The organism is Limnothrix sp. FACHB-1083 (assembly GCF_014696485.1).
In the GTDB taxonomy this organism is placed as follows: Bacteria; Cyanobacteriota; Cyanobacteriia; order CACIAM-69d; family CACIAM-69d; genus CACIAM-69d.
Genome location: NZ_JACJQD010000003.1, coordinates 118880 through 141352 on the forward strand (window position 1 = coordinate 118880; position 22473 = coordinate 141352).

General features: G+C 56.6%; 18 protein-coding genes and 2 tRNA genes. 8 read left to right on the forward strand and 12 right to left on the reverse strand.

Annotated features, from left to right (window positions below; translation table 11 throughout):
• The first annotated feature begins 501 nt into the window (after positions 1–501).
• Positions 502–1491, forward strand: a complete 990-nt coding sequence (locus tag H6F46_RS04685) for a carboxylesterase (RefSeq protein ID WP_206753572.1) — start codon at positions 502–504, stop codon at positions 1489–1491.
• Between the two features lie 38 nt (positions 1492–1529).
• On the opposite strand, the gene H6F46_RS04690 is transcribed toward H6F46_RS04685, so the two are convergent.
• Positions 1530–2594 carry an ABC transporter permease gene (locus H6F46_RS04690; RefSeq protein ID WP_099532794.1) on the reverse strand — a complete coding sequence of 355 codons (1065 nt, stop codon included), beginning with the start codon at positions 2592–2594 and terminating at the stop codon, positions 1530–1532.
• Between the two features lie 273 nt (positions 2595–2867).
• On the opposite strand from H6F46_RS04690, the gene H6F46_RS04695 reads away from it, so the two are divergent.
• A tRNA-Ser gene (locus H6F46_RS04695) sits at positions 2868–2954 on the forward strand.
• Between the two features lie 126 nt (positions 2955–3080).
• Here H6F46_RS04695 and H6F46_RS04700 read toward each other — a convergent pair.
• Positions 3081–4253 (reverse strand): response regulator, encoded by a 1173-nt coding sequence (locus H6F46_RS04700; RefSeq protein ID WP_190353760.1) that lies wholly within the window; start codon positions 4251–4253, stop codon positions 3081–3083.
• Positions 4254–5298: 1045 nt separating this feature from the next.
• On the opposite strand from H6F46_RS04700, the gene H6F46_RS04705 reads away from it, so the two are divergent.
• Positions 5299–5664: a VOC family protein gene (locus tag H6F46_RS04705; RefSeq protein ID WP_099532796.1), complete on the forward strand. Its 366-nt coding sequence runs from the start codon at positions 5299–5301 to the stop codon at positions 5662–5664.
• A gap of 192 nt (positions 5665–5856) precedes the next feature.
• On the opposite strand, the gene H6F46_RS04710 is transcribed toward H6F46_RS04705, so the two are convergent.
• A tRNA-Thr gene (locus tag H6F46_RS04710) sits at positions 5857–5928 on the reverse strand.
• A 337-nt stretch (positions 5929–6265) separates the two neighbouring features.
• On the opposite strand from H6F46_RS04710, the gene H6F46_RS04715 reads away from it, so the two are divergent.
• Entirely contained in the window at positions 6266–9586 is a 3321-nt protein-coding gene (locus H6F46_RS04715) for a DEAD/DEAH box helicase (protein WP_099532797.1), read from the forward strand.
• A gap of 854 nt (positions 9587–10440) precedes the next feature.
• On the opposite strand, the gene H6F46_RS04720 is transcribed toward H6F46_RS04715, so the two are convergent.
• The 3 genes from H6F46_RS04720 to H6F46_RS19685 form a co-directional block, all read right to left on the reverse strand.
• Positions 10441–10917: a tellurite resistance TerB family protein gene (locus tag H6F46_RS04720; RefSeq protein ID WP_099532798.1), complete on the reverse strand. Its 477-nt coding sequence runs from the start codon at positions 10915–10917 to the stop codon at positions 10441–10443.
• Between the two features lie 195 nt (positions 10918–11112).
• Complete coding sequence (gene ffh / locus H6F46_RS04725) at positions 11113–12636, reverse strand: signal recognition particle protein (protein WP_190353960.1); 1524 nt, start codon at positions 12634–12636, stop codon at positions 11113–11115.
• A gap of 162 nt (positions 12637–12798) precedes the next feature.
• Positions 12799–13488, reverse strand: a complete 690-nt coding sequence (locus H6F46_RS19685; RefSeq protein ID WP_305068599.1) for a phosphate-starvation-inducible PsiE family protein — start codon at positions 13486–13488, stop codon at positions 12799–12801.
• Between the two features lie 365 nt (positions 13489–13853).
• Here H6F46_RS19685 and H6F46_RS04735 point away from each other — a divergent pair, with 365 nt between their 5' ends.
• Positions 13854–14840, forward strand: a complete 987-nt coding sequence (locus H6F46_RS04735; RefSeq protein ID WP_190353962.1) for an RluA family pseudouridine synthase — start codon at positions 13854–13856, stop codon at positions 14838–14840.
• Positions 14841–15007: 167 nt separating this feature from the next.
• On the opposite strand, the gene nuoK is transcribed toward H6F46_RS04735, so the two are convergent.
• The 3 genes from nuoK to ndhI all read right to left on the reverse strand — a co-directional run bounded on the left by nuoK (position 15008) and on the right by ndhI (position 16740).
• On the reverse strand, positions 15008–15313 hold the full coding sequence (gene nuoK / locus H6F46_RS04740) for an NADH-quinone oxidoreductase subunit NuoK (protein ID WP_099532802.1): 306 nt from the start codon (positions 15311–15313) through the stop codon (positions 15008–15010).
• A 129-nt stretch (positions 15314–15442) separates the two neighbouring features.
• On the reverse strand, positions 15443–16042 hold the full coding sequence (locus H6F46_RS04745; RefSeq protein WP_099532803.1) for an NADH-quinone oxidoreductase subunit J: 600 nt from the start codon (positions 16040–16042) through the stop codon (positions 15443–15445).
• A 98-nt stretch (positions 16043–16140) separates the two neighbouring features.
• Positions 16141–16740 (reverse strand): NAD(P)H-quinone oxidoreductase subunit I, encoded by a 600-nt coding sequence (gene ndhI, locus H6F46_RS04750; RefSeq protein WP_099532804.1) that lies wholly within the window; start codon positions 16738–16740, stop codon positions 16141–16143.
• Positions 16741–16781: 41 nt separating this feature from the next.
• Between ndhI and H6F46_RS04755 the strand changes: the two genes are divergently transcribed.
• Positions 16782–16970 (forward strand): hypothetical protein, encoded by a 189-nt coding sequence (locus H6F46_RS04755; protein ID WP_190353761.1) that lies wholly within the window; start codon positions 16782–16784, stop codon positions 16968–16970.
• On the opposite strand, the gene nuoH is transcribed toward H6F46_RS04755, so the two are convergent.
• Positions 16967–18085, reverse strand: coding sequence for an NADH-quinone oxidoreductase subunit NuoH (gene nuoH, locus H6F46_RS04760; RefSeq protein ID WP_190353762.1), 1119 nt, complete (start codon positions 18083–18085; stop codon positions 16967–16969). The genes H6F46_RS04755 and nuoH overlap by 4 nt on opposite strands.
• A 334-nt stretch (positions 18086–18419) precedes the next feature.
• Here nuoH and H6F46_RS04765 point away from each other — a divergent pair, with 334 nt between their 5' ends.
• Entirely contained in the window at positions 18420–19529 is a 1110-nt protein-coding gene (locus tag H6F46_RS04765) for a RuBisCO accumulation factor 1 (RefSeq protein ID WP_190353763.1), read from the forward strand.
• A gap of 203 nt (positions 19530–19732) precedes the next feature.
• Here H6F46_RS04765 and H6F46_RS04770 read toward each other — a convergent pair whose 3' ends face one another.
• On the reverse strand, positions 19733–20752 hold the full coding sequence (locus H6F46_RS04770; RefSeq protein ID WP_190353764.1) for a DUF1565 domain-containing protein: 1020 nt from the start codon (positions 20750–20752) through the stop codon (positions 19733–19735).
• Positions 20753–20805: 53 nt separating this feature from the next.
• Here H6F46_RS04770 and H6F46_RS04775 point away from each other — a divergent pair, with 53 nt between their 5' ends.
• On the forward strand, positions 20806–21018 hold the full coding sequence (locus H6F46_RS04775) for a hypothetical protein (protein ID WP_190353765.1): 213 nt from the start codon (positions 20806–20808) through the stop codon (positions 21016–21018).
• Positions 21019–21153: 135 nt separating this feature from the next.
• On the opposite strand, the gene H6F46_RS04780 is transcribed toward H6F46_RS04775, so the two are convergent.
• Entirely contained in the window at positions 21154–22356 is a 1203-nt protein-coding gene (locus tag H6F46_RS04780; protein WP_190353766.1) for a DNA double-strand break repair nuclease NurA, read from the reverse strand.
• Between the last annotated feature and the right edge of the window lie 117 nt (positions 22357–22473).

The window sequence follows — 22473 nt, forward strand, 5'->3', positions numbered from 1 at the left end:
AACCCCTAGAAACTGTATAGAAAGTCACTAATTGCCCAATCTCGCAACGATATTTGATGATTTTCACGAAACACCACTAATATTCACGGGTTGCAACCAAAGCCATGGGCAGTGGACTCCAAGGCAGCCAAACAACCGGGTTGGCAACGGGTTTTTGTGGCAGGCGGCAACAATTGGCCTGGAAAAATTGGGCTGACCCCAATCCTAGGAAGCTGTGCCATTTCCCAAACTGTCCTTGAGTATTTGCCTGCGGGGGCTAGCCGCTCGCCGTCCGATGGCCCGTGAATAAAGGAATTCTGGGTGATTTGCCCGATCGCGCGGGGGAGATTGGTTGAGGGCGATCGGGGCGCTTCAGAAAGCGGTTGGTGGGGGTTTGAGCCGGGGAGCAGGGACAGGATAGGTTGAACCCAGAGTCAGTGAATTTGCGGAAGGTGGCTTGCCCGCCGCTGGTGCAATGGCTGACCTCTGTTTTTCAACCGCTGTTGATCGCCCGTGACTGCCATGGCCACCCCTCTGTCTGCCCGTCCTTACCTCTCCGGTTTCGAGGCCCTGTCGGCCCAAGAACGCGCTCAATTGCACCCGGACGCGGTTCCTTTTCAGCTAGCGGCTGCTTTAACCACGGCCAAGGAAACGACCAAGGGCCGATCGCGCGGGGTGGTGATTTGTCTCCATGGGTTCACTGCCATGCCCTACGGGGTGGGGCCTGTGGCCCGGGCGATCGCGCAGCAGGGGTTGGATGTGGTTGCGCCTTTGCTGCCGGGCCATGGCTGGCGCGATCGCCCCGTTCAGGAACGGGAAATTGCAAAAATCACGCCCGATCGACTGTTGGCGGCGGCCCGAGACGAAGTGCGCCGGGCCCGGGAGCAATATGACTTTGTGGCCATGTACGGTGATTCCATGGGCGGCGCGATCGCCCTGATTCTGGCGGCGGAAGGTTTGCTCGATGCCTGTGCGGTAACGGCTCCGGCGCTGCAACTGCCCTTCCGAGGAGCCGTCTTGGCGCGATATTTGGGCTGGCTCAATTTTTCAATTCCCAAGCGTCTGAATCGCCGGTTCTATGCCCCCTGCTATGAGTTTGAAAATGCGCGGGCGGGGCGGGTGCTCTGGCGCTTGTCGCGACGGGCCAAGGCGGGACTGGAGCGGATCACCTGTCCGGTGTTTGTGGCCCATTCCCACGCCGATCGCACCATTGCCTACCAGGCGGCGGAGTGGGTGCGCGATCGGGTGGCGGGCCCGGTGGAATTGCAATGGTTTGATCGATCGGGCCATGTGTTGCCCTTGGATGTGGAGGGGCCGGCGGTGGCAACGGCCATTTCTCAATTCTTTCAGCAGCAATTTTCTCAGCAGCAGTTTTTTCGCCCCCTCGAAAGCCCAACCCCCCAATCCTTAATAACCGCCAAGCCCAAACAGATTGAGTCGAAATCCCGATTGGGCGATCGGCCTTGGTCTGGCGGGCCGGAGACCACCGCCATTGATTTTGCTTTTAGCTAGCTGCGATGAATTCGTGCTTTGGGAAATGGTTTGCCAACCTATTGCATGGATTGCAAATTAATCCGCGGATCCACAAATTTCAGCAACAAATCCGCCAACAAATTTCCCAAAATCAACATCACTGCACCCATCATCAAACTCGCCATCGTTAAGTACAAGTCTTGGACTTGAACCGCCTGCAAAATCAGCCGACCCAAGCCCGGCCAGTTGAAGAAATATTCCGTGATGAACGCACCGCCCAGCAGGCTGGAAAATTCAAAGCCCAAGAGCGTAATCAACGGGTTCACCGCATTGCGCAGCGCATGGACATAGATCACGCGGTCTTCGGGCAATCCCTTGGCCCGGGCAGTGCGGATATAGTCTTGGCGCAACACATCCAGGAGCTGACCGCGCATCAACCGCTGCAAACCGGCAAAACCAGTGATGCTGAGGGCAATGGTAGGCAAGATGGAATGCCAACCAATGTCTAAGAGTTGCTCGATCGGGGACAGTTCACTGAAATTCAGGCTGGTCATGCCCCCCACGGGCAACAGGGGCGAGAGATTTTGGGCCACAAACAGCAACAGCAGGGCCGTGATGAAGCTGGGGAAGCCTTGCCCCAGATAGCTAATCACCTGCAAGGCGCGATCGACCCAGCGGTTGTGGTGAATGGCGGCCACAATCCCAAGCGGCAGGGCGATCGCCCAGGTGGCCAGCAGCGACAGCACCGCCATGTAGAGAGTGGCGGGAATTCGTTCCGCCAGCAGGGATGTGACCGATCGTTGATAGACAAAACTCGTGCCGAAGTTCCCTTGGGACACCACCTGACCCAACCAGCGCAAATATTGCTCAAGGGCGGGGCGATCCAAACCAAATTGCTTGGTGTAGAGGGCGAGGGTGTCGCGGCTGATTTGTGGATTTTGGGCGATCGTGTCCAAATAGCTGCCGGGAGCCAGATCCACAATCACAAAGCACAGGGCCGAAGCCAACAGCAAGGTTAAGAGGGCTTGCAACGTGCGCTTGAGAATGTAGGTGCTGGTGTCTCCTGTGGCGATCGCCCAAAGCCGCTGAAGCAACTGTGCAAGGTAATCGTCTGGTTGTGAAACCCGCTTTGAAACCGGCATGGCATTTGTGGTGGATTAGCCCCGTGGCGTGGCCCCAATGACGGCTCGACAGGGGCCGGCCCTGGGGCCCACCCCGATCGCTGTCAATCGATGGTCTGGACAACAGGATACCCAAGAATCAACGATCCGTCCTCCGCTGGGGTCTGGGAGTTCGTGGGCTAATCAACGGCATCTTCCAAAGACCCAACCCCAGCGCAATCAGAGCTTTCGGCAGACCAGCGCAAAACAATTTGCAAATTGCGGCATTGCTGCTAATATTAACTTCGCTTACCTGGAGAGGTGGCAGAGCGGTTGAATGCGCTTGACTCGAAATCAAGTTTGGCGGCAACGTCAACGGGGGTTCGAATCCCCCCCTCTCCGTCGGAGACAGGAAACGATCGCAAATTAAGACCGAGCGATCGTTTTTTTGTCGTTTCCCAATGCTTCCCAATTCTGAAACCTGACTCTGGGCAGAAGCCAAGGGTTAACCAACGACCATGTCGAGCGCTAGTGGGCCACCACTTGGTTGTGTTGATGGCGCTTGAGGGCGGCGAGCACCTTGTCAGGAGTGACCGGCTTGCTGACAAAGCTGCTTGCGCCCGAAAGTTTGGCCCTTGCCCGATCGAACAACCCATCCGCACTCGTCAGCATCACGATCGACGTGTGGCTAAGCTGTTGCACGCGCCGCAACTGAGCACAAAGCTCATGCCCATTAATCACCGGCATCACCACATCCAAAAACACCACATCAGGCTTGGCTTCAATCACCTTGGGCAGCGCCGCCAAGGGTTCAAAACAGCCTAAAAACTGGTGACCATTGCCAATCACTATTTTTTCGATCTTTTCGCAGATTTTGGGATCATCATCCACACAAGCCACCTTTAGGGAAAAACTAGCCTGCGGCGCTTGGTGGCTCATTTCCAAGTCCGGTAACTCAATTACGGCTAACTGTTTGCGTTGCCAAAGGAGCTGAAACACCTTGAGCACACCCCCCAAGTTGGCATAGTTAGGATCCAGCTTGGCCACAATGTCCCAGAAGGTGCGCTTACCATCCAACAGGGGAGCCAGGGTCATGGTGGTGGAGGTGTCGGCGGCGGTTTCATTGCCCGGGAGATAGATCCAGCCCCGATCGGCCCACAGCGGATTGAAGGGCAATCGTTGCCAATGGCGCTGCAGATTGTAGGCGCGGGTGAGGGCTTCGCCCATCAAAGCAGAGGAGAGGGGCAGGTTAGGGTGAATGGGATCGATCGGCTGGGCAATCCACTGAAAACGCGCGGAGGGTTGGTCAACCACAAAAAACACCTCGATCGCCGCTTGCATCACGATCGCTTGGGCCCGCTCGATCGCCAACAACTCCTCCACCAGCGCCTGCTCCAGGCAGCGCACCTCCCAAAGGGGATCACTCAAATTCTGCTTCGTGGCTGCCACCAGCCTATTCCATCCCTCACGCGCCTGCGACTCCGTGCGCAGCTTGATTGCCCGCTGCAACCGTCGCAACCGATGGCGATTGCCCGTACACCAGGTCAGCCGCCCACGATAGAGCCAAATTTGCCAACGATGGTGATCCAGCTCCACGTTCAGGTAACCCGTTGCCTGTTGTCGATAGGCCAGCAGTAGAAATGAACGCAATTGCGAGTCATGGAAGTTTTCTGGCATGGCCTTGAGGAAATTTTCTGGCATGGCCCTGAGGGATCAATCTCCAACTTGGTGAATACGGAAACCCCGCCAGCAAGCTTTTTAGTGAGTACTCTTATAAAAACACTGAAGTTATCAAACGAAAATGATCAAATCATGATCATTTCACAACATTCGAGAATTTTCTAGCCTGCTCTAGGGGTAAGTCTGAACAGCCTTGAATTAGCTCCGCGAATTAGCCCCATCTTGGCTGATCCTCTTCTTTCAATTGGCACAATCTGGCTCACGGCGCTGGGCAATCTTACACAACTCATCCATTAATTTCGTTATGACTCAGATCTTGATTTTGGTCATACTCATAATGAGTTGTCGATCATGGTTGACAACATCTCCAGTGATCGCCGCTACAATAGTCTGTAGATGGCAAAGCAGAAGACTAAGTTAGTCATGAAAGCCATCAACAACACTGTTCCAATCCCAAGTTTCAGTCCTCAACCTCAGCCAGATCATTTCAGCCAGTTCTGGATCATGCTGGCTCATTTAGGCTGAACGATTGCGTTACTCATGGTTTTTATCAACCCAACAACAATGCTCCATTGGGCAACTGGCTTGTGGGTAACCAATGACTAATCAATCTTTGCACTCCCTGATGTCTTGCGCCGAATCCGTTACCCGTTCCCTATCAACCTTGGAGATTGTCTCTCAAAACTTCCAGCCCTTGAGGTCAATTGTCTGGTAGCTGGTTGGCTTCAGGGGAAAAAGCACAGCCCAGGAAAATTCCTCGCGGTCACTGAGTATTTTGGAGAATGATCTCATGAGCGATCGGTGCGTTGGTACGACTCACCCCATCCTAGAGCAAAATGCTAAACGGCTGTCATTCAAACCGTGATTGTGGCGGTTTGGATTTTTCAATTAATTCAGCCCCAAAGTTGCCAAATTCGCTCAATAACGTCCCTAAATTAACACCACGTCAAATTAACCTGGTGCTGATGTCATGGGCTGCTATGGGGCAGTGGCGGCCTAATTTGCGTGATGATTTGCGTGATTTCACTGAAAAAATTTCCCCTGAAAAATTGTGGGTAACAGAACGATGCAACTGAAACGCTTAGGACATGTGGCGATCTGTGTTCAGGACATTGCCAAGGCCGTGGAATTCTACAAGGACTTGGGAATGGAGGTGGCCTGGCAAGATCGAGATTGGGCCTATCTGAAGGCGGGTGAAGATGGGTTGGCGCTGCTGAGTCCGGAATATGACCAAGCGGGGCCGCACTTTGGTTTCATTTTTGACCAACGTGCTGAGATGGAAACGGCCTACGAGGAATTGCAAGCGAAGGGAGTCTATGTGACGCAGGTGCATGAACACCGGGACGGCACGGCTTCATTTTACGGTCGTGATTTGGACGGCAACTGGTTTGAGTATCTCTATGAGCCAGCGCCAGTGCCAGCGGCAGTCTAGTTCGCAGGTTGCGCGATCGTGATGGCGGCGGGGGAGATGGGCGTTGTGCTGAATCTGCCCATCTCTCCCGTGTTTCTAGTTGCGCGATCGGGGCAGGGTTCCTCTAACTTGACAGCTCCAAAATTTGGACAGCAGCAAATTTCAGCTACTGCTTGAAAGACCCTTTAAACTTAACGCTGACTGACATTCGAAAGCCGGTGAGGGGATTTGAACCCCTGACCGCTCGATTACGAATCGAGTGCTCTACCACTGAGCTACACCGGCTTGCCCCAAAAGGCGCTTAAAGAGTATAGCAGCATTGGCCCAAATGGCTACAAATCGCAAGAAGAATTTTTCTGGTTTCCCAGGGCGCTGGTTGCAACGGCTCTGGTGAACCGGGCGATCGCGCGTTGCTAGGGGTTGGGTCGTGAGGTTGGATTGACCCGATCGCCCGATGAGACTCCCGATCGCCCGAAATGCGGCATCGGCCCCAATTTATCCGACAATTAAGCACTGCCTTTTCCGTTAACGTTTTGAACTCCCTGTTACAGCTCAGCGGGGAGGGTTAGGCAATGGGCTGATGGCGATTTTGTTCTGTTAAGTCGGGGGTGATGAGGCGCTCATGGCGGTTTTACATGGTAGCTGGCAACTGGGAGAGCAGGCTTTGTTTCTGTGGGCAGAGGCCTGGAAACCGACGGTTGGGAAGCCGCCGACCCAGTGGCAGGTGCCGGATCACCCTCGATCGCTCTCGGCAAAGGAATTGAAAGCTTGGTTGCCCACGCTGGTGGAAAGCGGTTGCTTGAAGCCGGGGGCGATCGAGCGGTTGAAGGATTGGTCTGCCAAGTGGCGGGCGATCGGGCTGCCCACATTGCGCGGCAATGGGACTCCCCTGCTGGCGGGAGCAACGGTGGAGCCAGAACAGTTCGATCGCCTGGAAATTAATCTTTGGTGGGTGGAAGGGCTTTGGGTTCCGGCGGCGCTGGTGCCTGATTTGTTGCAGGGGTTGCCCTTGGCGGCCGATGAAACGCCGATCGCGGGCGATTTGCGCTTTTGGAGCCATGCGGCCCGCTGGGGACTGGATTTGGTGGCTCGGGCCAAGGCAGTGCCCACCCTTGCACCGACGGCGGAGGGAGTTGCCCGATCGCGCTGGCAACCGCTGTTGGAAGGGGCGGTGGATCGATCGCGCCTGGAGCACTTCACGCAACAGATGCCCAGTAGCTGCCGATTTTTCCAAACCCTGGAGCGACCGGTGGAGCAGCGGGCCACGGCCAGTAATGCCCGATCGCTCCGAGGCTCTAGCGGCCCCGTGCGGATCAGCACGTTTCAGCCCATTTCGATGCAACTACCGGCCGTGCCAGCGGCGCTGCTGTCGGACTTTTTGGGCGAAATGGTCGATGCTCGACTGCGGGCCACGGCGGCCACGCTGCCCTTGCCCGGGGAGCGGCGCGTGGGGGGACGGGGAGCGGCCCGAGGCGGCCTGACCACCGCGATCGGGTTGCCGCCCGTGGCCCGCGATTGGTTGAGCGCATTGGGCCAAGCCAATGGCACTTGCCAAAGCGCCCTGACAGAGTTGGTGCCCTTGGCGCGGAGTTTGCAAACCTGGTTAACTCCCCTGGCGATCGATCCGGCCACCATTGCCGGGTTCTGTGCGGCTTTTCGGTTGCACCCGCCCCAACCCTCGGCCGATCGCTGGTATTTGGAATATGGCCTCCAATCGATCGACCAAGCCGGGGTTTGGATTCCAGCCCAGCAAGTGTGGCGATTCCCAGTGGAGCGGCTGCGATCGGGCGATCGGGTGGTGAATCGGCCCCAGGAAACCCTGTTGCGGGGTTTAGGGTTGGCGGCGCGCCTTTTTCCTGCCCTGGAAGCCACCTTGGATTTACCCATGCCCAGCGGCTGCGAGCTATCGGCCGTGGAAGCCTATCAATTCGTGCGGCTCTATGCCCAACGATTCCAAGACAACGGCTTGGGGGCCCTGTTGCCCGCCAGCCTACGGAATCAAACCAGTTACCGTCTGGGGGTGCGGTTGTTGGCCGGCGATCCCCTCGCCACCGATCGCCCCAACTTGGGTCTGCGCAATTTGCTGAACTTTCGCTGGGAACTGTCCTTAGGCGATCGGGCCCTCAGTGCCCAGGACTTTGAAACCCTGCTGGCGAAGACAGACCTCGACACCATGCCCCTGGTGGAAATTGGGGGCGAGTGGGTGGAATTGCGGCCGCATGAAGTACGCGCTGCCCGGGACTTTTTGGCCAAGCGCCAGGGAAACCTAAACCTCACGCTAGATGAGGCCCTGCGGATCACGACCGGCGAGAACGCCACGATCGATAAGTTGCCCGTGGTGCAATTTGAATCCTCGGGCGCAGTGGCGGAGTTAATGAACGCCTTGGGCGATCGCGCGGCCATCGAACCTGTGATCACGCCCCCGAAATTCCAAGGTCAACTGCGCCCTTACCAAGAGCGCGGCGTAGCTTGGTTGTCCTTTTTGGAGCGTTGGGGTCTGGGGGCCTGTTTGGCGGACGACATGGGCTTGGGTAAAACCCCCAGTACGATCGCCTTTCTGTTGCATTTGCGCGATCGTGCGGCCCTGGTTGGGCCCGTCCTGCTGGTTTGTCCCACCTCCGTTTTGGGGAACTGGCAACGGGAATTGGCAAAATTTGCCCCCGATTTGCGTGTGTTGCTACACCATGGCGATCGCCGCTTGAAGGGCAAGGCCCTGGCACGGGCCGCCGAAGACCTGGACGTGGTGCTAATCAGCTATTCCCTGGTGTTTCGGGATGAAATGACCCTCCAGGCCGTGCCTTGGTGTGGCATTGTGCTGGACGAAGCCCAAAACATTAAGAATGCGGAATCCAAGCAATCTCAAGCCGTGAAGCGCTTGGCGGCCGTTGCCGACGACGACAGCAGCGAGGAACCGCGTCCCGTGCCCTTCCGCATTGCCCTGACCGGGACTCCCGTGGAAAACCGCCTGGCGGAACTGTGGTCAATCATGGACTTCCTGAATCCAGGCTATTTGGGAACCCAGACCTTCTTTCAGCGCCGGTTTGCCACCCCGATCGAGCGGTTTGGGGATGGCGCTTCCCTGCAAACCCTGCGATCGCTCGTTCAGCCCTTTATTTTGCGTCGCCTCAAAACCGACAAAACCATCATTCAAGATCTGCCCGAAAAGCAAGAATTCAACCTGTTCTGTGGCCTTTCCGCCAGCCAAGCGGAACGCTACCAAGCCTTGGTGGACGAAGCCCTAGCCGCGATCGAATCCAGCGAAGGGATCCAGCGACGGGGGCAAATTTTGGCCCTGTTGGTGAAGCTGAAGCAGGTCTGCAACTACCCCGCCCTGGTGGGGGGCGAAGGGGAACCGGAACCGAGCGATCGGGCCCCGAAGCTGGTTCCCACCGAGTCGCCCAAATTGCAGCGGTTGGGCGAAATGCTCGAGGAAGTGGTGGCCGAGGGCGATCGGGCCTTGATTTTCACCCAATTTGCCCGTTGGGGCCATTGGATGCAAGCCTATCTGCAACAGCATTTGGGACGGGACGTGCTGTTCCTGCATGGTGGCACTCCCCAAAAACAGCGCGACACCATGGTTGAACGCTTCCAAAACGATCCCCAATCACCGCCCATCTTTATCCTGTCCCTCAAGGCCGGCGGCACGGGCTTGAACCTGACTCGGGCTAACCACGTGTTTCACTTCGATCGCTGGTGGAATCCCGCCGTGGAAAACCAAGCAACCGATCGCGCCTTCCGGATTGGGCAAACCCGCAACGTTCAGGTTCACAAATTTATCTGCACCGGCACACTGGAAGAGAAAATTCACGACCTGCTCGAAAGCAAAAAAGTCCTCGCGGAGCAGATTGTGGGAACCGGCGAAACCTGGCTCGGAGATTTGGACACCGATGCCCTGCGGGATCTGCTGCTGCTCGATCGAGCGGCCATCATCGAAGATCGCTAAATTCCAAAATTCCAGTCAAAACAAGAGCGCCACCCATCCGGGCAGCGCTCCTGTTCAAACTTAGGGCGGGATTTATTTGTATGAATAATTCCCTGCTTGCCCGAGAGCGAAGTCTATTGGTGAAGGGTCTTTAAACAGTACGAGCTGAACCGATACTTTTTTGCTAGCAAACGCTAACAAATACATAAGTCGAGATGGTCTCTCAACCAAGGCGTATCAACCAATGCCCGCAGGAAAGTCCCACGAGCACTATTTAGATCCCGCTTCATTGACCGGAGTCCAATGAAGCCAATTCCCCTTGGTTTTCGGGCTGAATAGGCTACATGCGAGTACTAGCATACATCGGCAAATGTTAGCAAACCGGTTACTGCCGATTAACCCCATTGAGCTGATACCTAACGGGGCAAAATCCCCACAGGTTGAATGAACAAGGGCCTTTATTTGGGTGACCCCTTTTTATCTGAGAACCAGTTTTCCATAAAGTGGGGTCACTGGGGAAGTTCCTCAACTTTTCTTTAAAATTCCCTGAACCGCCCTCGGGGCAACCCCTTCAGCCCAGCGAATTTCCCGCAATTCAGGCAACTGGTATCAATTTTGTCTTCATCTAAATTGCAAAAAGCCTGCCCTGAGGGAAGAGCAGGCCCGGTTCATCCAGTTTTGCTAGGCAGGGGTTGAGATGAGTTGGAAGGCTAGCTGAGGGAAACCAATCCCTAGGGCCTGTCGCCATTTTCTAGGATCAGGCGGAAATGATCGATTTTCCATGTCCTAGTCGTTGTAACAAGGGGCTTAAGCCCCTTGTCCCCCACGATCTGCCAACGGTGGAATCAGGGTTTCAGGCGACTCGACGACAAGCTCTAGGCTTCCTCTTCCTCCTCGTCTTCCTCAAAGTCCTCTTCATCGCTGAAGAGAGCCTCGACGATTTCGTTGGCACGCTCGTCAGAAACACCCAGCGCCGTTTGCAACTCATTCAAGTAGTCTTCTTCTGATTCGGGGACTTCGCCATCGGCGGCCACGATCAGAATGGCGGTGATTAGGGCAATTTCTGCCAAATCTTCATTTTGGGTGACCACTGTTAAGGCACTGCCCAGGAGGGTCTGCACATCGGAGGCTTCCGAGGCTGCAACCACTTTATCGACTATCTCGACGAGTTCGTCATCGGAATAGTCTTCAAACAGTTCAAATTCCGCTGCAACATCGGCCAGCAATTCGGCCTCGATGTCTTCGACGGACTCATCAACGATCATGGTGATTAACCCGATCGCAATGATTGCCTCTTCAGGTGTTAAATCAATCAGATCGGAATCCGCTTTCGCAGGCAGATGACGAGGCATAAAAACGTCCTAGTCTCTCAAAAGTTTGGAAATACTGAGGCGCAATCGAGCGGCTTTGGCCGGCAACCACAGCCCCAAGCTAATTTTTCTGCTTGGGGATGTCAAGCAAATTGTGAATCATCCCCGAAGGTAAGCACCGTTGGGGTTTGGTCAGTTGCAATGGGGGGCGATCGCCCTAGGCCGATCGGGCAAGGCCTAAAGATCCGAGAACCCCTTCTTTTTCTTGCCGGGCTTTTTCTTTTTCTTGGCCGCATTGGGATTGTTATAGCCTCGGAAACCCGGTGCAGGCATTTGCCCCATCGGATTACCCAGACCCATGGGGTTACCGCCACCCATGCCACCCATGCCACCGCCCATACCGCCAAAGGGATTCATGCCCCCAAAGGGGTTCATACCGCCCATGCCCGGGAAGCCCATTTGCCCCGACCCCAATTGCTGCATTAGGGTACGCATCTTTTGGAAGTCGGACACCAGGCTGCTCACGTCCTCTTCCTTGAGGCCGGAACCGCGAGCAATCCGGCGGCGGCGGCTGGGGGTGCTGGCCAACAAATCTGGGTTGCGGCGCTCTTCCAAGGTCATGGATTTAATGGCTGATTCGGCCACCTTGAGGCGGGCCTCCCCTTCCTCCAGGTGTTCGGCTTTGATTTTGCCGCCCAAACCGGGGATCAGCTTCACCATGCCTGCGAGCGATCCCATGCTCTTCATTAGGCGGGTTTGCTTCAGGAAATCGTCAAAGTCGAATTGGGCCGTGAGGATTTTTTCCTGCATCTTGACCGCATCGGACAAGTCCACGGCTTCCTGGGCTTTTTCCACCAGGGTCAGCACGTCGCCCATGCCCAAAATGCGGGAGGCCATCCGATCGGGATAGAAGGGTTGCAGGGCTTCGACCTTCTCGCCGGTTCCGATGAATTTGATCGGCTGGCCAGAAATTTGCCGAATCGAAAGGGCGGCCCCACCCCGCGCGTCGCCGTCCATTTTGGTCAGGATCGCACCTGTGATCCCCACCGCATCATTAAAGGCTTTGGTCAGGTTGGCGGCTTCCTGACCGATCATGGCATCCACCACCAACAGGATTTCGTGGGGTTGCACGGTGTCTTTGATTTGCACCAGCTCGCCCATCATCGCCTCGTCAATTTGCAGGCGACCGGCGGTGTCAATCAACACGGTGTCAAAGCCTTCGGCCTTGGCTTTTTCGACCCCTTGGCGGGCAATTTCCACGGGGCTGATCTCGGCTCCCAGATCGAAAACGGGGATGTCGATTTGTTTGCCGAGGGTTTTGAGCTGGTCGATCGCGGCGGGCCGGTACACGTCGGCGGCCACCATCAGGGTCGATCGCTTTTCCTTGCGCAGGTGCAGGGCTAGCTTGGCGGTGGCGGTGGTTTTCCCGGCCCCTTGCAAGCCGGCCATCAGCACGATCGTGGGGGCCGTTGCCGCTTGGGCTAGGGGTTCGTTACTTTCACCCATCAAAGCGGCTAGTTCGTCGTAAACCACCTTGATGAACTGCTGGCCGGGGTTCACGCCGGAAACCACTTCAGCCCCTTGGGCCCGGGTTTCCACATCGGCAATGAACTGCTTGACCACTTGCAAGTTCACGTCGGCTTCTAGCAGTGCCCGCCGCACGTCCTTGAGCGCGTCTTGGATGTTGGCACTGGAAATTTTGTCCTGGCCACGAAGTTTTTTCCAGGCGGATTCAAAGCGTTCGGCAAGAGCGTCAAACATGGGCAGGGCGTGTTCGGGTGAGTCGGGTCGATCGCGCCGGGTCGGGAAATGGGCAAGACCTGCCCCGATCGGCGCGGAGTTTTTCAGCGAGGGATTTAATGCGTATTGATGATAGCGCGGTGGGCGATCGCTCGCGGCCGGCACGACCGATCGAACGCCTCCTTAGACCTGAGGCGGCGGCGGACTGGAGGATCCTGCGGGGCGATCGGGCCGTGCATCGGGGCCCAAGTCGGGAGTCACCGGATCCGCAACCATCTGGTCTACCACCATGGCGGCCGACGCGGGGCGATTTGTGATGGGTAGACGATCCGTTTCGTGATCTGAGGATTCGTCAGGATCGTGATCGCTGGAATGATAGGGATTGATGGATGGCGGTTGCTGGTTAGCCTGTCGAATGAGCCAATAGCTGGCAGAAAGGGCCACGATGGCCAACCCCAGTCCAATTAGCTCTAGACCGTCAATTTTGGATAGATCCAGAATGATGATTTTTCGGGCGACGGCGGTGAGAGAAGTCGCCACTACCAACTCCACTTGCACCACATGCTTGCGCAAATAGGCGGTGATGTTTTCTAGAATTTCTAGGGCAATGAGGATACTGAGCAGTGAGCCAAAAATCTCTTGCAGAGATGAGTTGAAAAAGCCTAGGGGCGATCGGAATAATTGCCCAGAAAGCAACAGAATTAAATCCACTGTTGCCACGATGATCACCATGATCGTGGCTAGGGACAGGGCCCGAGAGATGATCCCTTCAATGCCATCGGCCAGTTTCAAAAATTCCCGATCGTGATAGCTGGCCCGAATCATCCAACGTACCAATCGATTGAGAGAAAAAGATTTAGCAGAACGGCGCATGAGAAATCTCAAAAAGTCAGGTTGAAAGTTAAGTTGAGCGTCAGGCTCAGTAATCGTCTGGCAATGGCTCAGAAGTTGAGTTAAATGTCAGGCGCAATCATGACCTGGCAATCACCCAAAAATAGATTTGCAAACTGTTTGATCAACCGTTTGCAGTAGAATGCCAAGCGCGATCGCGCTGCGGAGTTGAACCATTGGGCTACCCATCAGAATCATCATCCCCCGTTCCGAGTCCGGTGAGTGAACCTTGGACGGACGAAACGGACGAAACAGATCATCCCCTGGATTTATCGCGAAATCCAGCGCGAGACCCAGCGCGAGACTCATCGCTCGATCCGTTGCTCGATCCGTCGGTAGACCCTGGAATGGATTTCACAGAACTGGAAGCGGCGGACGAAAGCAACTTGGCGATCTATGCCTGCACGGCCGATCACCCGGAGCGGCTCGATCGCTTTCTGGCGGCTCAGTGGCCCAATTTGTCTCGATCGCGCTTTCAAAAGCTGATTGAAGCGGGCCAAGTGCAGGTGAATGATGCGTCCTGCACCAACAAGCATGGGGAGGTGAAATCGGGCGATCGCATTGTGGTGACCATTCCGCCCGATCGACCCCTGAGCTTGGAACCCCAGGCGATCCCGCTGGATATTTTGTATGAAGACTCGCAGGTGATTGTGATTAACAAACCGGCGGGCATGGTGGTGCATCCGGCTCCGGGGCATCCGGACGGCACGATGGTGAATGCGCTCTTGGCCCACTGCAAAACCCTGCCGGGAATGGAAATGCCGTCGATTAATGGCGTGCAGCGGCCGGGGGTGGTGCATCGGCTCGATCGGGACACCACGGGCGCAATTATGTTTGCCAAAACCGACTTGGCCAATCAACACCTACAAGCCCAGTTGCGCTACAAGGTGGCCCAACGCACCTATTTGGGGATTGTCTATGGCGCGCCTCGGGACGATCGGGGGGTGGTGGATCTGCCGATCGGGCGGCATCCGGTCGATCGCAAAAAACAGGCGATCGTTCCCGTTGAAAAAGGCGGCCGCAAGGCAATCACCCATTGGTTCATCGAAGAACGCTTGGGCAACTACACCCTAATTCGCTTTGAGCTGCAAACGGGTCGCACCCACCAAATCCGTGTCCACAGTGCCGAACTGGGCCACCCGATCGTCGGGGATCCGGTCTATGGCTCGGGCCGCAGCATTGGGGTGAATTTACCGGGGCAGGCGCTCCATGCTTGGAAACTCCGGTTTCAGCATCCCTTGAACTACGAATGGATCGATACGGAAGCGCCCTTACCGGAACATTTCCAAACACTGCTGGAGGTGCTGCGTCGCCGATCGGGGCCGGTGTTTTAGAGTTCTGCTGAGGTCATGCTCCATACAACAACAGGGACACGACTCGATCGCGCCCCTGCTGCTTTGCAAATTTGCCAGTATCGGAAAGCCCTTGAAATATCGGAAAGCCCTTGAAATACTTGAAAATACTTGCAAATACTGACCAATCGTGATCAATCCAACTGGATTTACCACTTCAAAAGGTTGAATTGCTCCATGTCGATCGTGTCGCGGTTGCGGTAAATCGACAGGACGATCGCCAAACCCACAGCCGCTTCGGCCGCCGCGATCGTAATCACAAACACCGCGAACACCTGACCCTTGATCCCTTGGGGATCGAGATAGTTAGAAAAAGCCATCAGGTTCAAATTTACGGCGTTGAGCATCAGCTCGATCGACATCAACACCCGAATTGCATTCCGGCTGGTGACCAGGCCAAAAATTCCGGTGCAAAATAGCGCCGCCGCTAATAGCAAAAAATATTCCAGTTGCATTGCTTGCTCCTGCTGAAAACTGCCTTGAAGTGCTGGGGCAAGGGGCTTAAGCCCCTTGTCTAGTTTGGGTGGGCAACTAGCGATCGACTAGCGATCAGTCGGCAGCCCTTGCCTGATGGGGATGGGCAACTAGCGATCGGTGGCGGCCAATTCTTTCGGCCGCTCCGGCAACGCCAATTCCGTTTCCGTCGGTTGGCCCGTGGTGGGGTCATCCACCAGCAGATCGCGACGCGCCAGGACGATCGCCCCAATCATCGCCATCAGCAGCAACACCGAAGCCACTTCAAAGGGCAACAGGTAATCGCTAAAGAAATGCTTGGCCAAGGTGACGATCGAGGATTCCACCGTTTGGAAATCCGTAGCCAACTGCCAAGGACTGGTCAGCACCACCGCCGCCAACAGGGCAAATAACCCCGCACAAACCAGCGCCGTCACCACCTGCCGCAGCAGGGCCCCGGCCGCCGGTACGTAGTCTTCGCGCTTGTTCACGAGCATCACCCCAAACAGGATCAGCACGTTCACCGCACCCACATAGACCAGAATTTGTGCCGCCGCCACGAAATCCGCATTCAGCAGCAAATACAGACCGGCCATGCTGATGAAGGTTAACCCCAGCAAAAAGGCCGAGTAGACGATGTTGCCAGCCAGCACCACACCCAGGGCCGAACCCAACATCATCAGGGCCAAAATTGCGAATGACCCCAGTTGTACGCTTTCGCCTAAATTCACCGTTACCTCCGCTCCGTAATTTCCCTACTTCTCAATCGCGATCGCTGGACTTATCCCAAGGCTGAGGGCGCAAGCATTGCGCCCCTACTGGATGGGTCTTACGACTCGGGCTTGTCCTTTTCCAGGGTGGCCAGAATTTCTTCCGGGCGACTGCCGGCCCGTTGGGATCCGGCGGGCAAATCGTGGGGATCAATCACCCCAGAAGGCAAGTAGGCAAACTCCCGCAGCGGCGTAACCATCGGATCGTTCGTCACCTTGTAGGGCAAGCGACCCAGGGCCACGCTGTCGAAGTTCAAATCGTGGCGATCGAAACTCGCCAGTTCGTATTCTTCCGTCATCGACAGGCAATTGGTGGGGCAATATTCCACGCAGTTACCGCAGAAAATGCAAACCCCGAAATCAATGCTGTAGCTCTTCAGTTCTTTCTTCTTGGTGGCTTTATTAAATTCGTAGTCCACCACGGGCAGGTTAATTGGGCAAACCCGCACGCAAACTTCGCAGGCAATGCACTTGTCAAATTCGTAGTGAATTCGACCCCGGTAACGCTCCGAAGGCACGAGCTTTTCGTAGGGATATTGCACCGTCACGGGGCGGCGCTGCATGTGGTCGAACGTCACCGACAGGCCTTGGCCGATGTATTTGGCCGCTTGGACTGCCTCGCCAGCATAGTCGCTGACTTTCTTGAGGAAGTTCAGCATGGTGTTTGCCTCTCTGTTAACAAGATTGCGGGTAACAAACGTTGGTTCGCGTTCAGTCAGTCCAACCTTGGGGCGGGCGGCGGGCCCGCCGGATCATTTCGCTGTTGCGCGTTTTGCGGTTGCGCGGTGCTTCCCGATCGCCCCCATCCGAACCCTTCGGGGATCTCGGAACGGTTCGGGTGCAAGGGGCGAAGCAAAGCGGACGGGGCTGGGGTTTTGGGCCCAGTTAGCCGCCGAAGAAGGCCGGGAAGCTGAGTTTCAGGGCCGCCGTCAGCAGCAAGTTAGCCAGAGCGACCGGCAGCAGGAACTTCCAACCCAGGTTCAACAGTTGGTCAATCCGCACCCGGGGAACCGTCCAGCGCAGCAACACCGCCAAGAACACCAGCAAATAGGTCTTGAACAGCACCATCACGATGCCGAGGGCGGCGGCAATGATTTGCACCCAAGCGGCACTCAGATCCAAGCCCAGGGTTCCGGCCAACCATTCGATCGAGACGGGCGATTCCCAACCCCCCAGGTACAACACTGCCACCAGCAGCGCCGACAGGGTGAGGTTCACGTAAGACCCCAAATAGAACAGGGCAAACCGCATCCCGGCATATTCGGTTTGGTAGCCGGCCACCAGTTCTTCTTCTGCTTCTGGCAAGTCGAAGGGCAACCGTTCGCATTCCGCCAAGGCCGCAATCCAGAAGATCAGGAAGCCCAACGGTTGCCGCCAGACGTTCCAACCCAGGATGCCGTAGCCCGATTGCTGATCCACGATGTCCACGGTGCTCAGGGAGTTGGACATCATCACGATCGCCAACACGGCCAAGGCCAGGGGAATTTCGTAGCTAATCGATTGGGCAGCGGCCCGCAAACCCCCCAGCAGGGAGTACTTGTTGTTGGACGAATAGCCCGACATCAACAGCCCGATCGGGGCAATGCTGGAGAGGGCAATCCACAGGAACACCCCCAACCCCAGATCGGTGATGTTCACGTTTTGGCCAAAGGGCACAATGATGTAAGACAAAAAGACGGGAACCACCACCAGCGCCGGCCCGATCGTGAACAGCCAAGGATCCGCCTTGGCCGGCACGATGTCTTCTTTAAATAGCAATTTCAGACCATCGGCGGCCGGTTGCAACACGCCGAGGGGCCCCGCATATTCGGGACCAATCCGCTGTTGGGCAGCGGCGGAAATTTTCCGTTCAAGCCACACGACGACGAGCACGCCGACGGTGGCGGTAATCAGCATCAGGAGCAGCGGCAGCGGAATCCACACGGCGCGGGCGAAATCGCCAGGCAGTCCGAAGTCGGCGAGCGCTTGCACGAAGCTGCTTTGGAGGTCGATTCCTTGGTTCATAGCTTCAGCGCGATGAGCGGGTCTGGAGGAAAGCCGGGCCGCGCGATCGCGGCAAGCCAGTGGGGGAAATTGAGCCAAAATTTCCAAGAGAAATTGCTCAAAATCACCCGAAATACGCTAGTGATAGAGGCTAGGCATAGATGTTCAGCGGGCTTTCCGTGCCTAGTATATCGTTGTACGAGAACGGGCCCCGTCTTCGATCGACTGGGGCTGATTGGTTCTGCTGATACGCCCGATTGGCCTAGCATGGGCATCAGCGCGATCGCCCTGTTCATGGCCGCCCGACGCTCGCCACCGGGCCCATGGGGCCAGGTTTGTCTTGTAGGTTTCCAGAATGACTGATTCGTTTCATCGCAACCCCTCCCAACCCTTTCAAGCGGCCAAGGCAGGCCTGGCTCCAGAGGAGGTTGATCGCCTGTTGTTGCAACTGCGGCGCAAGGAAGGATCGTGGGTCGAGTGGGGCCAAGCCTGCCAAAAGCTGCAACAAAGCGGACTGGGGCCCCAAAAAATCTTTGAAGACACGGGCTTTGAGCCAATCCAACAAAACCAAGTGATTGTTGGATCCCAGGTTTACCAAACCCTGCTGAAACTGGATGCGCCGGAGCCGGTGCAAGAGCACTTTGGGCGCAAGGGCAGCGACATTCTGTATGAAATGCGGGTTTTGTCCGAAGACGATCGCCTTTCGACGGCGGCCCTGGTGGTGGAGCGGGGGCTGGATTTTGATGAGGCCCGCGAGGTGGTGAAAGCCTTCAAGGAATTGACCTACCTGAAACAGCAGCCGGAAGGATTTGCGGAGTTGCCGGGGGATGCGCTGGCCTGGCAATGTTGGCGATCGGCCCGGCAGCAAACGGATCTGCAAAGTCGATCGCGCCTGATTGCCAAGGGGTTGCGGTTTGCCCAAACGCCGGAAGCCCGGGCCCAACTGGAAAAGCTGTTGATGGACTTCACGGTGGTGGCTCCCAAGAGTGCCCCCCGAATGCCGGTTTATCGGATTGATTCCGACGAAGAAGAGCCGCGCCTGCTGGCGGTGGCGGGCCAGTTGCCAATGCCCGTGGCGGCCTTGCGAGCTGTGCCCCTGATTGAGTCGGAAGGGCCCTTCGGCATGGTGCGGTTTTCGGGTGAGGGGGCTTGGGTGGCGCTGCCCAATTGGCAGGTGTTGCGCAATGCCGAAGACCCGATCGCCCTGTTGGCCTTGCCGGAACAGTTGCCGGCCGCCCTACCGGACGACCGCCCGGAATCAGTGATGCTGGTGATCGATCGAGCCGATCGCACCTGGCGGGATGATGCCTTTTTTGCGGTGGCTGATGGTGACGAGAACTTAGCCTTTGAATGGTTTGACGCGGAACCCGAGCGATCGCTCCTGGGTAAGCTGATTCTCGTCTTGCGGCCCAAGAAGGGTCTCGATCAGGACTACGCCAAAGAACTCTGGCAAGTGGATGAGTAGCGGTTTTTAGCAACGACTCATTTTGTTCAGTTGCTGCACAAAGACACGCCACAAGAATTCACACAAAAAGTCCGTAGCCAGCCTCAACAGCCATGCTACGGACTCAGTTCGGTGTAAGGAAGCAACGAAAGCGAATGCTAAGTGCAGACCCCCTGAGCACAGAACGCTGATATTCAGTGCATTAACGGTCTTGCCGCGATCGCCTAGAGGCCAAAGACACGACTACGGCCCATTTGGTTGCCGATCGAGCTGAAGGCGTTCCCCGTGGCGTTATTCACCGCAAAGCGACCATTTCCCATAATCCGGTTGTTGCCCGGAGCCGTGCTGGTTCCCAGATCGGGGCGAGCGCGCAAAATCGCCACAATGCCGTCCCGCCCGTTGTTCTCGATCGAGTTATTGCGCAACACCGGCCGCGCTTGGTCAGAAATCACCACGCCATCCTGGTTATTAACGATCGTGTTGTTCACCACCAACGGATTGGCCGTTCCCCCGATCGCCAGGCCAAAGCCCGTTGCTTGAAACCAGCTATCACGAATTTCCCCACCGGCCGCCCGCGTCAGCGCAATGCCATTCCCCTTGTTCTCATGGAACAGGCAGTTTTGAATCGTCGGCGCAGCGTTCCCGGTCACAAAAATGCCATCGCGGTGATTGCCCTTAAACACACTGCGGCGAATCACTGGGTTGGCAGACTCCACCCAAACGCCTGTGCCGCGCGTGTTGCCATTGGTGACGGTGATGCCACTCAGCACGGTGTTGCGTTGCACCCGCACCGCCGCGTTCTGGCGAGCAAAACTGGGGCTAATGAAGCTACCGCCCCCTTGAATGACCGTGTTTTTGCCCTCGGCGGCTTCGTCACCCCGCAGAGTCACCCCTTCCGGAACCATCAGCGGAAACGTTTCACCCGTGGCGGCGCTATAGGTTCCCGGGGCCAACTGCACCACATCCCCCGGCTGAGCTTGGCTGAGGGCGTAGGCGATGGTGCGGAAGGGGGCCCGCTGGCTACCGCTGGGGGCCGTGTCCGCGCCCATGGCAGGGTTCACATGCAAGATGCGGGCATTGCTGGGCAGGGTGCTGGCGATCGACTCGGGGCCGGCGGCTCGCACCGCTTCAGCGGCCATCAGCGGAGTTGCAACACCTTGCACCATCGGCAGCGCCAACAGCAGAGCCAGAATGGTTTGAGCCGAACGGGATTGGTAGATACCTTGGGGGCGCAGCATAGCCATAGGTCGTCTCTGATGGGGGTGTGAAAGGAGCGATTGGATTTGAATCTCGTCTCTTGGGTTCAGATTCCCTGAGCAATTGCCAAATTCCGGAAGCCATTGGCCAGTGGTGCGATCGCCACAGTTCCCCTATTCCACTCGCCCAATTGGCGCGGCGATCGATCCCCGTGCCAGCGTGGTTGGGCAATCCCGTCCCCGCCCGATCGCCCGGCCCCTTCAAAAAATGCCCCAAGCGGTTCCGGATTTTCCCTGGCAATCCAGAAGGATGAGGGTTAATCAACAAATCGCCAAATCCAGAGATCGCCAAATCCAGAGATCGCCAAATCCAGAACGCCAGAGAGATTAATTGATCGATGGCCAAGGAGCGACAGCCTTGGATCATTCTTGGATCGCTCTTGGATTCCTCAGGCGATGCTGTTGCGTTTGCGGGCTTCTTTGTAGGAAGTGCCAATGTTGCTGAGGCCGGCCTTCACCATTTCCCGCTCCAGCAACGAGAAAAACCGGCTGCGATCGCTCCCACGCACCACCGCCTGGTTGTGGGCCTCGGCCAGGGCGATCGGGTAACCATAGCCCTTTTGCACTTGACTGAGAATCAGACTCAAGGACTGGTTCAACAAGGCGCGATCGGTCGCCACCCACTCCGGCATTTCGACCCGCGCCACCTCGGTTCCCACATGCAGGTAACAGAAATAGATTCGGTGGCGGCCATAGTCCTCCAGTACACGAGCATTCGATCGCCACAGGGGCCCTCGCTCACCCGACTCCAGTAACACCGACCACAGGGCCGCATCCCGCAGCGGTTTGAGCCGGTTACAAGGGGCCTCATCAGCTCGCCCAGGACAGTGAGTTTTGCAATCGGGCGTGATTTGATTGCAGGTTTTGAGCCGGAAAAAGTTAGCCGCTTCGCCACTGCGGGGAGCGCTTAGATAGCTGACCAGGGGAATGCCCGCCAACCGCAACCGTTCCCAGGCGGCCAAGATCGGCGGCAAAATCCGATCGACCGCTGTGCTCGGCATTCGATCGAGAAACCAATAGATCAGCGAGCCATCCACCATGGCCAGCGTGGGCGGTGCGTCCTTGCTGTTGCCAGTGGTGATGCTGTGGGCTAAGTCTGTGCCCAAATCCGCCAGGGCTTCCGCCTCGGCCACGGTGCGCCGATGGCCCATCCAATCTTCGGTGCTAATTCCCCACTGGCGGGAAATGTAGAGGTCTTCGGGTTTGTAAAAAATTTCCGGCAAACTATCCAGCATGGGATAGCGCTTTTGGCCGTAGTGCAGGGCCACGCGCCCGGTGTTGATCAAATAGCAGTAGGCAATTTCGTGGTGGCTGGGGGCAATTTGGGAACCATCGGTGGCGATCAGGCTGTGGGCGATCGGGGCGGAGCCAATGGGTTCGCGCTTGTCCAAGGGTTCGATCGGCTCGGCCGCCACAAATTCCAGGCGATCGCGCCATTGGTGAAGCTGCCCCACCCAATAGTCCTGTTCCGGTTGCACTTGAGCCAGCAATTCTTGGGCGATCGTCAACCGTTGGCGCGCCGCCCGCGACTCCTGGGTGAGCTGTTGGCCCATGCCCTGCATTTGTTTTGAAAGCTTTACCAGATCCAGCACAGCCCGCTCTCAATTCCGTTTGAATGCTATTGATTTGAATGCTATTTAAACAATGGTTGAATCTCGCAAGAATTGCAAATTACAAATCAAGCGACGCACTACAAATTGGGTCATTAA

What these genes read in the sequence shown, in the direction of transcription:
- H6F46_RS04685 (WP_206753572.1), top strand. Translation starts at nt 502, where the DNA reads ATGGCCACCCCTCTGTCTGCCCGTCCTTACCTCTCCGGTTTCGAGGCC.
- H6F46_RS04690 (WP_099532794.1), bottom strand. Translation starts at nt 2,594, where the DNA reads ATGCCGGTTTCAAAGCGGGTTTCACAACCAGACGATTACCTTGCACAG.
- H6F46_RS04700 (WP_190353760.1), bottom strand. Translation starts at nt 4,253, where the DNA reads ATGCCAGAAAATTTCCTCAAGGCCATGCCAGAAAACTTCCATGACTCG.
- H6F46_RS04705 (WP_099532796.1), top strand. Translation starts at nt 5,299, where the DNA reads ATGCAACTGAAACGCTTAGGACATGTGGCGATCTGTGTTCAGGACATT.
- H6F46_RS04715 (WP_099532797.1), top strand. Translation starts at nt 6,266, where the DNA reads ATGGCGGTTTTACATGGTAGCTGGCAACTGGGAGAGCAGGCTTTGTTT.
- H6F46_RS04720 (WP_099532798.1), bottom strand. Translation starts at nt 10,917, where the DNA reads ATGCCTCGTCATCTGCCTGCGAAAGCGGATTCCGATCTGATTGATTTA.
- ffh (WP_190353960.1), bottom strand. Translation starts at nt 12,636, where the DNA reads ATGTTTGACGCTCTTGCCGAACGCTTTGAATCCGCCTGGAAAAAACTT.
- H6F46_RS19685 (WP_305068599.1), bottom strand. Translation starts at nt 13,488, where the DNA reads ATGCGCCGTTCTGCTAAATCTTTTTCTCTCAATCGATTGGTACGTTGG.
- H6F46_RS04735 (WP_190353962.1), top strand. Translation starts at nt 13,854, where the DNA reads ATGGATTTCACAGAACTGGAAGCGGCGGACGAAAGCAACTTGGCGATC.
- nuoK (WP_099532802.1), bottom strand. Translation starts at nt 15,313, where the DNA reads ATGCAACTGGAATATTTTTTGCTATTAGCGGCGGCGCTATTTTGCACC.
- ndhI (WP_099532804.1), bottom strand. Translation starts at nt 16,740, where the DNA reads ATGCTGAACTTCCTCAAGAAAGTCAGCGACTATGCTGGCGAGGCAGTC.
- nuoH (WP_190353762.1), bottom strand. Translation starts at nt 18,085, where the DNA reads ATGAACCAAGGAATCGACCTCCAAAGCAGCTTCGTGCAAGCGCTCGCC.
- H6F46_RS04765 (WP_190353763.1), top strand. Translation starts at nt 18,420, where the DNA reads ATGACTGATTCGTTTCATCGCAACCCCTCCCAACCCTTTCAAGCGGCC.
- H6F46_RS04770 (WP_190353764.1), bottom strand. Translation starts at nt 20,752, where the DNA reads ATGGCTATGCTGCGCCCCCAAGGTATCTACCAATCCCGTTCGGCTCAA.